General features: G+C 39.1%; 11 protein-coding genes. 5 read left to right on the plus strand and 6 right to left on the minus strand.

Annotated features, from left to right (window positions below; all coding sequences use genetic code 11):
• Positions 1 to 188: 188 nt before the first annotated feature.
• Positions 189 to 647, minus strand: a complete 459-nt coding sequence (locus IM793_RS17995; protein ID WP_193423734.1) for a type I restriction enzyme HsdR N-terminal domain-containing protein — start codon at positions 645 to 647, stop codon at positions 189 to 191.
• A gap of 212 nt (positions 648 to 859) precedes the next feature.
• Between IM793_RS17995 and holA the strand changes: the two genes are divergently transcribed.
• Positions 860 to 1,879, plus strand: a complete 1,020-nt coding sequence (gene holA / locus IM793_RS18000; protein ID WP_193423736.1) for a DNA polymerase III subunit delta — start codon at positions 860 to 862, stop codon at positions 1,877 to 1,879.
• 1,054 nt (positions 1,880 to 2,933) lie between these two features.
• Here holA and IM793_RS18005 read toward each other — a convergent pair.
• Positions 2,934 to 3,554, minus strand: coding sequence for a class I SAM-dependent methyltransferase (locus tag IM793_RS18005; RefSeq protein ID WP_193423738.1), 621 nt, complete (start codon positions 3,552 to 3,554; stop codon positions 2,934 to 2,936).
• A 159-nt stretch (positions 3,555 to 3,713) separates the two neighbouring features.
• On the opposite strand from IM793_RS18005, the gene IM793_RS18010 reads away from it, so the two are divergent.
• The 4 genes from IM793_RS18010 to IM793_RS18025 all read left to right on the plus strand — a co-directional run bounded on the left by IM793_RS18010 (position 3,714) and on the right by IM793_RS18025 (position 6,968).
• A complete protein-coding gene (locus IM793_RS18010) occupies positions 3,714 to 4,706 on the plus strand; it encodes an AraC family transcriptional regulator (protein ID WP_193423740.1) in 993 nt (330 codons plus the stop codon).
• 683 nt (positions 4,707 to 5,389) lie between these two features.
• Complete coding sequence (locus IM793_RS18015) at positions 5,390 to 5,950, plus strand: RNA polymerase sigma factor (protein ID WP_193423742.1); 561 nt, start codon at positions 5,390 to 5,392, stop codon at positions 5,948 to 5,950.
• A complete protein-coding gene (locus IM793_RS18020) occupies positions 5,931 to 6,200 on the plus strand; it encodes a hypothetical protein (protein WP_193423743.1) in 270 nt (89 codons plus the stop codon). Before IM793_RS18015 ends, IM793_RS18020 begins: the two co-directional genes overlap by 20 nt.
• 78 nt (positions 6,201 to 6,278) lie before the next feature.
• Positions 6,279 to 6,968: an ATP-dependent Clp protease proteolytic subunit gene (locus tag IM793_RS18025; RefSeq protein WP_193423745.1), complete on the plus strand. Its 690-nt coding sequence runs from the start codon at positions 6,279 to 6,281 to the stop codon at positions 6,966 to 6,968.
• Positions 6,969 to 7,176: 208 nt separating this feature from the next.
• Here IM793_RS18025 and IM793_RS18030 read toward each other — a convergent pair whose 3' ends face one another.
• The 4 genes from IM793_RS18030 to IM793_RS24870 form a co-directional block, all read right to left on the minus strand.
• On the minus strand, positions 7,177 to 7,728 hold the full coding sequence (locus tag IM793_RS18030) for a hypothetical protein (protein WP_193423747.1): 552 nt from the start codon (positions 7,726 to 7,728) through the stop codon (positions 7,177 to 7,179).
• Complete coding sequence (locus IM793_RS18035) at positions 7,718 to 8,185, minus strand: hypothetical protein (protein ID WP_193423749.1); 468 nt, start codon at positions 8,183 to 8,185, stop codon at positions 7,718 to 7,720. Before IM793_RS18035 ends, IM793_RS18030 begins: the two co-directional genes overlap by 11 nt.
• A 179-nt stretch (positions 8,186 to 8,364) precedes the next feature.
• Entirely contained in the window at positions 8,365 to 8,901 is a 537-nt protein-coding gene (locus IM793_RS18040) for a hypothetical protein (protein WP_193423751.1), read from the minus strand.
• 170 nt (positions 8,902 to 9,071) lie between these two features.
• Positions 9,072 to 9,336 (minus strand): hypothetical protein (locus IM793_RS24870; protein WP_227256309.1); only part of this gene is annotated, 265 nt, incomplete at its 5' end.

The following is a 9,336-nucleotide window of genomic DNA, read 5'->3' on the forward strand; positions in this document are numbered from 1 at the left end:
CCGATCAAAGCGGGATGCCAATTTTTTCAATTGGCAGAAGCGGGAGCGGGGCTGGATAAACCTAAATGCTACTGTTTCTTCTTTCCAAAAAAAGCATTACAATACATTGATACCTTTTAAGATCGCTTCGTGATTCGTAATAACGGTCAATAAAGATCCTTCACTACATTCAGGATGACAAATACTGCTTATAGCCCCAGATATTCTGGCATTTCTTCTACAAAATTAAAGCTGCCCTTTTCCTTATCCATCCTGGCATAAACATGCTGCAAACCATTGGTTAGTACAATCCACCTGGCCTGATGTATCGAATTATACCGCGATGCCTGATCAAAAACTGATTGTGTAATTTTTACCTTTGGTGCCTTACATTCAATTAACATCAGTTTTTCGCCAGCAGTATTGTAAACCAAAATATCGCTTCGTTTTTGTAATTGGTTTAACACCAAACCACCTTCAATCTGGATTAACGTACGTGGGAATTTCTTCTCTAAGATCAGGTTTTGTATAAAATGCTGACGCACCCACTCTTCGGGTGTAAGTACCAGGTGTTTCTTCCTCAGCTCATCAAAAATAAATACCACGTCATCCTTTTGGGTAATTTTAAATGGGTAGGGTGGAAGGTTAAGCGGAGTAGGAGTAAACATTTTAGTTGGCAGTTAGCAATTTTCGGTTTGCAGTTAACAGTGGTTTATCTCTTAACAATGCAACAATAAAACAATTTATCAATATTGCAGCTTCAAAGGTAGTTAATTTTGGATTATGCTATGAAGTCTCCAGTCTAATGTCTCAAATCTCATATCTATAAATTATAAACATTTACCCAAATCCTTAAACCTAAATTGTAATTTTACAGGCAATGACTGCTGCCGAAATTATTAAAGATATCAAAGCCCGAAAGTTCAAACCTGTATACTTATTACATGGTGAAGAATCTTATTACATTGATCAGGTGACTGATTATATTGAAGATAAGCTGCTGAACGATGCCGAAAAAGGTTTCAATCAAACGGTTTTGTATGGAAAGGATACCGATATGGCTACGGTTTTGGGTGCTGCAAAGCGTTACCCGATGATGTCTGATTATCAGGTGGTGATTGTTAAGGAGGCGCAGGATTTAAAGTGGGGCAAGGAAGACAGTTCAAAAGAAGGCGAATTTGTACTCAATTATTTCGAAAAACCGCTGCCAAGTACCATTTTGGTGCTGGCTTATAAATATGCCAATTTCGATAAACGTAAAAAAATCTATAAAGCCATCAATAAAAGCGGATTGATTTTTCAGTCAGATCCTGTGCGCGATTATAAACTGGTGCCCTGGATTGAAGAATTTATCAAAGAAAAAGGTTACAAGATTGATCAGCAGGCCTCGGCTTTAATGGCCGAATATCTGGGTACCGATCTATCTAAAATTGCCAACGAGATCGAAAAGTTAATGCTGAATGTTTCAAAAGATGTGACAATCAACACCGATCTTGTGCAGCGGAATATAGGCATCAGTAAAGAGTATAACGTTTTCGAATTGCAGAAGGCACTGTCCATCCGCGATGTGCTAAAATGTAATAAAATTATCAATTACTTCGCCAGTAACCCTAAAGCCAATCCGACGGTAATGGTTTTGGCCAATTTAGGCGGTTATTTTACCAAACTTCTTAAATACCATTATATTCCCAATAAGGCGGATGCTGCATCAGCATTGGGGGTACCTCCATTCTTTATTAAAGATTATGAGGTAGCGGCAAGAAATTATAATACAGGAAAAGTTTTCCAGGTGATCGGTTTACTTCGTGAATATGATTTAAAGAGCAAAGGATTAGATAGTACCGGCAATGTTGATGATGGCGAACTCTTAAAAGAACTGGTTTTCAAGATCGTTCACTAACCACTAAGCGATAGCCTATTCTGAAAGATAATACGTTTTAAATGACGTAAAAGAACGTTACCGCGTTAAGGTTTAATCAATCTGATCTCAACGTCACAAAGCCTTAAACTACGAAGCTTTTTTTTTGCCCACTTCATCATAATTTCTTATATTAGGTTAATCAAAAGCGATGATAACCCAAATCAATCCGTTTGATTAAAGATCCCTCAAAAAAATATTCCAAGTCCACCTTTACGCCACATTTACCCCACGTTTATGCCACCTTCCGGCCAGGCTTGCGTAACACCTGCCTGCACACTGCTTAACCCTTGCTCTGGTTAAGTGATACCCCTGGTGGAGATCAGGTAGATCAAAGATTTGACTCGCTTTAGATCAGGAGGTTAACAATAGCTAAATAATAGGCAAAGGGAAAGTTACCTTAAAGTATTGTTGGTGTATCACTGTGTCGGAGCGGCCCGGTTAAAGAAAGTTCTGTCCGTAGCGTTAAGCATAGCATCTCTATGGATACAAGAATAAAATTGAGTGTATAAACTCAATTAAAACGAATCACAGACTCTTTTCTATTTATTAATCCGTAGCGCCTTTTAGAACGCTACGGACAGGCACGGAATGGTCTCGAAATATCGTCATTTCGACCGCAGTGGAGAACCCGAAGCTCTGCGAAGCAAAATCTTTTAAATTAGATTTCAATAACTCGGTACAAAGATCTCTCCACTTCGCGTTGCTCCGGTCGGGATGACGACCATTCTATTAGAGTCTGTCAATGGTAGCGTATTCCAAGACCTCTTGTAAATGATAAATCACTAAAAGATGCCAGCTTGAGAGTTAATTAATTGTTTGAAATCAATATGAGTGACAGAATTTTTAGGGAATTATAACTGCGAGGAATCGTCATTCCCAACTTGATTGGGAATCTTAATGCAAGCGCTTTAAGATTCCCGCCTGCGCGAGAATGACGACCGTACTGATTGATTCTGCCATTGGTAGCGTAGTCGAAAGTATCTTTAATTTTTCCTCTAAAATTTCCACCAGGATGTGAATATCACCAGATCAACTATTGTTTCTGACCTGATACCATGATAAACGGTTTGGTGATTTCCTTTCCGTTCTGATCGATTATCGTCTCCGTTAATTTCTTTACTTCAATTTTTGCAAATCCCGATTGTTTGAAAAACGATTTTACTTCATCAATCTCGTAAAATGTAAAATCGAGCTGTGTCCAGGGCAGGCCGGCACCAAAGTTTTTTTCAACAAAGGCAAGGTTCATTTTTCCTTCCGGTTTTAATATGCGGTAGCTTCCAGACAAGTATTTTAAAGGATCAGGCCATAAATAAATGGTGTTGGCTGTGAAACAACAATCAAAGGAATTATCCTGTAAATTGAGTTCATTATCTGTTATTTTAATCAGATCTACCGGATTACCATTAGTTTCAACTATAGAAAAGGCTTCTTTTATTCCTGCTTCAGAAGAATAAGTACCCGTATAACTCAAATTCTCTGACTTTTGGAACAGGTAAGCGAGGTGTTCGGTGTTCGCAGGGCCTATTTCTAATACATTTGCATTCTTTTTTAAGGGTAAATGTTGTAAAAGTTTAAAAATTAGACTGCTTTTAGGTGGGAGAGTGTCAATTTTTTTATCTAGCGTTAATGTATTTTGGTCTTCTTGCTCTTCCATGATAAAGTGATTAACATCTTGCGGTACATTTCGCAATTGTGGCAAAATTGAAAAATAGCTGCTGTACGCTTTTACATCAAAGGGATTTTCTTTTACATAAAATCGAATTGTGGATAACCCAATAGCATTATTCCGGCTTTTTTTGTGATAATTGCCATTATGGGAATCAATGTTGGGAAGAATTACGGGGCCTGGAAAAAGGTAGGGGGCAGATTTGATGATTTTCCCGTAAGTGGGGGATTGGTTACAGAAAGAAAGGAGAAACACAGTTTTTCTTTTAGCGATGCGGAATTGGTGCAGATCAATATCCCTGGTATTTATATCGTGTACGGCGACATTCTGTTTAAACAACACCAGATGTATTTCAGGCCTACTTATGATGTGCCGGATATGATTAAACTGCGTTTTACGCTCTCTGGCAATGGGACCATCTTTAACGAAGTAAATAAGCAACAGTACACCTTTAATGCTAACCAGCAGAATATAATTTACATGCCTGAGCTTGATGGTACAGGCCAATATGATACTGGCCAGAGCTACCGCTTTTTTGAGGTACATTTTGCTAAAGAAAAGTTTTTGCAACTGGCAGAGCACTCTACCAAAGCACTACAGGTTCTGGCAGATCATGTAGATACTGGTTGTTATACACAGCTTGGAGAGCAAAACCTCCCTATTTCATGGGCCATGCAGCACTGCATCCGCGATATTCTCGATTGTGATTATCCGGAAGGCTTGAAACATATGTTTATCGAATCGAAATGTATTGAATTGCTTGTGCTCCAGGCCGAAGCTTTTGAACGGGCCAATAAGCAAAAAGAACCTGCGGCTTTACATTCTGCTTACGATAGGGATTGTATTTATCATGCGAGGGATTACCTCATTGCCAATATCCACCAGCCGCCATCGGTTGCAGAACTGGCTAAAGTATGCGGTATTAACGAATTTAAACTTAAACAGGGCTTTAAAGGGTTATTTGATAACAGCATATTCGGTTACCTGAGCGATTACAGGCTGAACCATGCAAAGGAGTTACTACTCGAAGGCCTATCTATAAAATCGGTGGCATTTATGCTCGGTTATTCCTCTGTACAGCATTTTAGCAATGCTTTTAGAAAGAAATTTGGCATAACTCCGGGTAAGTTGAAGGGTTAAGATGGTAATGCTTTACAGCGTGAATATTCCGCTACCGCTCTATGCCGCGGGGCATCAAACTTTTGAGGCATCAAAAGTATGCAAAAATGCTTTGTCAATCCAGCAATGAGCCTCTTGCACAATCCCATGCGCATCAAAAAAACAGCGGCACTTCGTTTTGTGTTCAATATTTTTTTAAAAATTTAAATCATCGTTATGAACACAAAACCACTGCGTTTCAGGTTTGTTAGTGCCAATTTACCTGAACTGCACCTGTTTTTTTGATTTCCCCGGCTCTTGGGATTGACGGGCGTGCTTCGGTAAGGGCTGTGTTATTTCAAAGCAAGCTGGCATAATGCCTAAACTTTTCTTAAAAGAGAATTGTCCATAAGGTAGGATTTAATATAAGGATTGGGATTGACGGGCGTGCTTCGGTGGGGGCTGTGTTATTTCAAAGCAAGCTAGCATAATGCCTAAACTTTCCTTAAAAGAGGATTGTCCACAAGGTAGGATTTAATGTAAGGATTGGGATTGACGGGCGTGCTTCGGTAAGGGCTGTGTTATTTCAAAGCAAGCTGGCATAATGCCTCAAACAATTTTTATAATATGTGTTTCATGTAGGCTTAAGGATAGAAAAAAATAATTACTAATTTTAGGTGATATCTGATCAAAAATCCCCACATACTATATAAAACATAGTAATCATGACAGCAACACCCATCAAAGGGAAGCCCAGCCAACGCGAAGCCCTTTTTATGAAACTCTACAAAGAAGCTTTTCCTTTGGTGGCAAGACACGTAAGCAAGATGGGTGGATCATTTGAGGAAGCAAAAGATATTTTTCAGGATGCGCTGGTGGTGTATTATGAGAAAGTGCAGGTTTCAGGACTGAGGCTGAAGTACCAGGAGAAAGCCTATTTATTTGGAATTGCCAAATACTTATGGATCAAACGTTATCAGGAAAACGACAAATATGTTACCCTTGATTCGCTTGCTCTTGTTTTTAATAAAGAGATCGATTTGGCAGATACCGGGTACGAGGAAGTTTCTTCAGGGAAACTGATGCATTTACTGGAGCAGGCCGGACAGAAATGTATGCAGTTGCTCAGTGCTTTTTATTATGAAAAACTGGATATGGAAACACTGGCCGGGCGCTTTGGCTTTTCGGGTGCACGCTCTGCAACGGCTCAGAAATTTAAATGCCTCGAAAAAGTGAAAGAAACCGTTAAAGCTAAATCCTTAAAATATGAAGACATCGTTGAATGAGCTCCGTTTAATAGAGCATTATCTGCTGTCGGACGGTAAGGATGTAGAAAGTTTCCTGTTCGAAGCCAAAATGATCTTACAGCCTGAACTGACGCAACAGGTTTACTGGCAGAACAAGACCTACAAAATAGTGCGTGATTATGGCCGGAAGCAGCTGAAAAATGAAATCAATAACATACACGAAACGCTATTTAATACCGCTGAGCATCAAAGCTTCAGGCAAAAGGTAATGCGTTTGTTCCGCAAATAAGCAATCACTTTAATTTATACATCATGCTCCATAATAGGGGCAGGGGCATCGCTATGCCTGAAATTTAAAATCAATACGATGAATATTAACAAAGAATTCCGCCTTTATGCGGTAAAACACCAGGGCTTAAACAGCCTTTATGTAGATCAGTATATGGGCAGAAACGCCGCTTATACCCTGCCTGTTGCCATGACACCTTACATTACAGAAGAACGCCAGCTGAATGTGGCACAAATGGATGTTTTCTCGCGGTTAATGATGGACAGGATTATTTTTTTAGGGGAAGCCGTTGATGAGCGGAATGCAAATGTAATACAGGCCCAATTGCTTTTTTTGCAGTCGGTTGATGTCAAAAGCGACATCCAATTGTATATCAACTCGCCCGGTGGATCGGTGTATGCAGGCTTTGGTATTTATGATACCATGCAGTTTATCGCACCTGATGTGGCCACCATTTGTACGGGCATTGCACTTTCTATGGGTTCGGTATTGTTATGTGCCGGTGCTGCCGGTAAACGCTCGGCTTTGCAGCACTCGAGGGTCATGGTCCATCAAACCTCGGGAGGGGCAGAGGGAACCGCCATTGATATGGATATCAGGATCAGAGAGGTGTTAAAAGTACAATCAGATCTGTACCATATTTTGGCGAAACATAGCGGACAAAGTTATGAACGAATTAATGAAATAGCCAGCCGCGATTATTGGATGAGCGCCCTCGAAGCAAAAGAATTTGGAATGATAGATGAGGTGTTAACGCGTGGGGAATAGGGTTTAGTTTGATTTAAAAATGAGTTATTAAACATATCTAGCGCAAGTCTTAGTGCTGGCCAAAGTATTGGCCTGACTTGTGCTTAAAAATCAGTCAATTAAATCTCTGTTAAGCACAAGCCATTAAGTCCGTTATCCTAAACACTGAAACTTGCACTAATATGGGAGTACGATCCAAACCAGATTTTTGATTTCTTTATTTTTCAGATCAATAGGCAAATTCGAGTCTGTTTTTTACATGTTTACTCTCTTCTAGCCTTAATTGTTTATTGGTGATGATATCGTGCTCTTTGTCTTTTTGTATAACTTTAAACCAACTAATTGCAGGAATCATGCCTCCTGAGTGTAATTCAAGTCTGATCACAAATTCATCTTTGGGCTTTCGGTGATTGTTGATATACTGGCTGAGTACAGCAGGAGTAACATCTACCTCAATAGCGAACTGTTTGTCTTTTTTATCTTGTCTATTAACATATTCATTTAGAAAATAACCGAAGTTAAATGCTTTATGATATTGGTTGCTACCGATATAGTCTTCAAGCTGAAACTTAAGCTGTAGTAGTCTGTTGTACATTTTTTCATGCTCGCTTCTGTTTTCGAACTGTTTTCTCCTGTTTGTCCAAAAGTCCTGTTCTGCACCTTTATCCTGAGCAGTTTGTATCTCATCGGAAGGGAACACATAGGCATCTGCAAGTTCCTGATCAGTAAATTTTGAAAACTCTACCTCCTGGATTTCTTTTCTGTTCTTGTTAGTTTTCATAATATTCCTTTATCAATTTTATCGAATTTATTCCTTCTGTTACCAGAAATAGCTTAGTTGACTGTAGTCCATATCTTTTGATATAATGGGCTTCCAGTTTAGTTTTAGGTTTAAGGCATACAAAGCCATCATAGCCCAGTTTAAAAGATTCCCTACAGGCGTAAGAAATCAGGCAACCTGCTATCCTGCTATAAATTTTATCAGGGCCTACATTTTCATATGACGAGGCAAGGAGTCTGATTTCTAATGCGTAATCGTCCGGTCTTTCTGCAATTGATAACATGCCTATTGGTTCTGCGGAGTCTTCTAATGTTAGTTTGTAAACACTAAAGTGTTTCTCTTTGTTCCAGTTGAAAGCAAACCGTTTTGTTTTATTAATCTGCGCAATCTCGGCCGCATCAATTTGGCTGACGATTACTGTATGTTTTTTACCTGTGCTTTCATTGATTACATGCATTGCTGTTTCAAATATACGAAAAAGTTTACATTTTAAGTAAACTTTTTAGATGGTTACTCGCGCTAGTAATACTTTTCGAAGCGATTAACCACCCCGCCCGTTGGGCACCCCTCCTAAATTAGGAGGGGAGTTTTCCCTCATAGCTGTATACGTTAAATGGCCAATTAAAATTTAAATGGTTATAGTGTAGCTGCTAAACCGGCAGTTTCATTATATACATCACACTCAACAGACTTACACCAGGCATCGCATTCTGACAGCCAATCATAAATCATTTTATATGCAGCGGTAATTTCGGCAGAAAATTTTAAGGTTGCGCCTTCAAAATCATCCTCCTGAAAGATGTAGGCATTTAATCCAACATATAATAGTTCTGAAAGATGCTCCACATCAAATTGGCCAACAGCTTTTAGGTGATAACCGAGGTTTATGGCATAACGCTGAAAGGTTTCTTCATTGGCCAGCGGTTTTGTTTTGGTTAATAGCTTGATGATGTTGTTTACATCATCAAGGGCGTTGGCAATGGTAATGGGCTTGTGTTTGCCAGAGCGCGGATCGGGCCCGATAGCTGCGCTAAGCATTTCAGTAAGGAATTGATTTACATCCGATAAACCAATCATATCGAAATAGGCTTCAATCAGTTTCCGGAATTCTGTTACAGCTGCTACCTGATTTGGGAGCTGTGTGTTTGGGTTTTTACAATTGTTGTTCTGCATAACATTTGAAAAAAAAGTTCCTGAGTGCTGCAGAACAACAATTAACTCTTTTCAGAGATATTGAAAGATGCGGGTCTAAGCCGCTCACTCAGGAATATTGTGAAATTTTTAATTTATTTTATGTTTCTCCGATTAAGTTAAAAGATATTGTTAATTACTGTTCTGCACTACTAAGATAAGTACAATAAAATAATTAACGAAATCTTTTTGCTCAAATAACGCATAAACGAAGGTAGTTCAGAATTTGCAGTTAGGAGTTCTATCAGCGCAGTTAACAACATTATACTTGCAGTTGATAGGTTTATACTTGCCGATGGCAGAATTATCAGCGCAGTTAACGACATTATATTTGCAGTTGATAGGTTTATGCTTGCCGATGGCAGAATTGTTAGCGCAGTTAATAGTTTTGAACTTGCAGTTGATGGTTCTAAACTT

This window comes from Pedobacter sp. MR2016-19 (assembly GCF_014947265.1).
In the GTDB taxonomy this organism is placed as follows: domain Bacteria; phylum Bacteroidota; class Bacteroidia; order Sphingobacteriales; family Sphingobacteriaceae; genus Pedobacter.

Bases quoted from the DNA above. Each gene is read 5' to 3' on its own strand.
- IM793_RS17995 (WP_193423734.1), bottom strand. From the start codon at position 647: ATGTTTACTCCTACTCCGCTTAACCTTCCACCCTACCCATTTAAAATT.
- holA (WP_193423736.1), top strand. From the start codon at position 860: ATGACTGCTGCCGAAATTATTAAAGATATCAAAGCCCGAAAGTTCAAA.
- IM793_RS18005 (WP_193423738.1), bottom strand. From the start codon at position 3,554: ATGGAAGAGCAAGAAGACCAAAATACATTAACGCTAGATAAAAAAATT.
- IM793_RS18010 (WP_193423740.1), top strand. From the start codon at position 3,714: ATGGGAATCAATGTTGGGAAGAATTACGGGGCCTGGAAAAAGGTAGGG.
- IM793_RS18015 (WP_193423742.1), top strand. From the start codon at position 5,390: ATGACAGCAACACCCATCAAAGGGAAGCCCAGCCAACGCGAAGCCCTT.
- IM793_RS18020 (WP_193423743.1), top strand. From the start codon at position 5,931: ATGAAGACATCGTTGAATGAGCTCCGTTTAATAGAGCATTATCTGCTG.
- IM793_RS18025 (WP_193423745.1), top strand. From the start codon at position 6,279: ATGAATATTAACAAAGAATTCCGCCTTTATGCGGTAAAACACCAGGGC.
- IM793_RS18030 (WP_193423747.1), bottom strand. From the start codon at position 7,728: ATGAAAACTAACAAGAACAGAAAAGAAATCCAGGAGGTAGAGTTTTCA.
- IM793_RS18035 (WP_193423749.1), bottom strand. From the start codon at position 8,185: ATGCATGTAATCAATGAAAGCACAGGTAAAAAACATACAGTAATCGTC.
- IM793_RS18040 (WP_193423751.1), bottom strand. From the start codon at position 8,901: ATGCAGAACAACAATTGTAAAAACCCAAACACACAGCTCCCAAATCAG.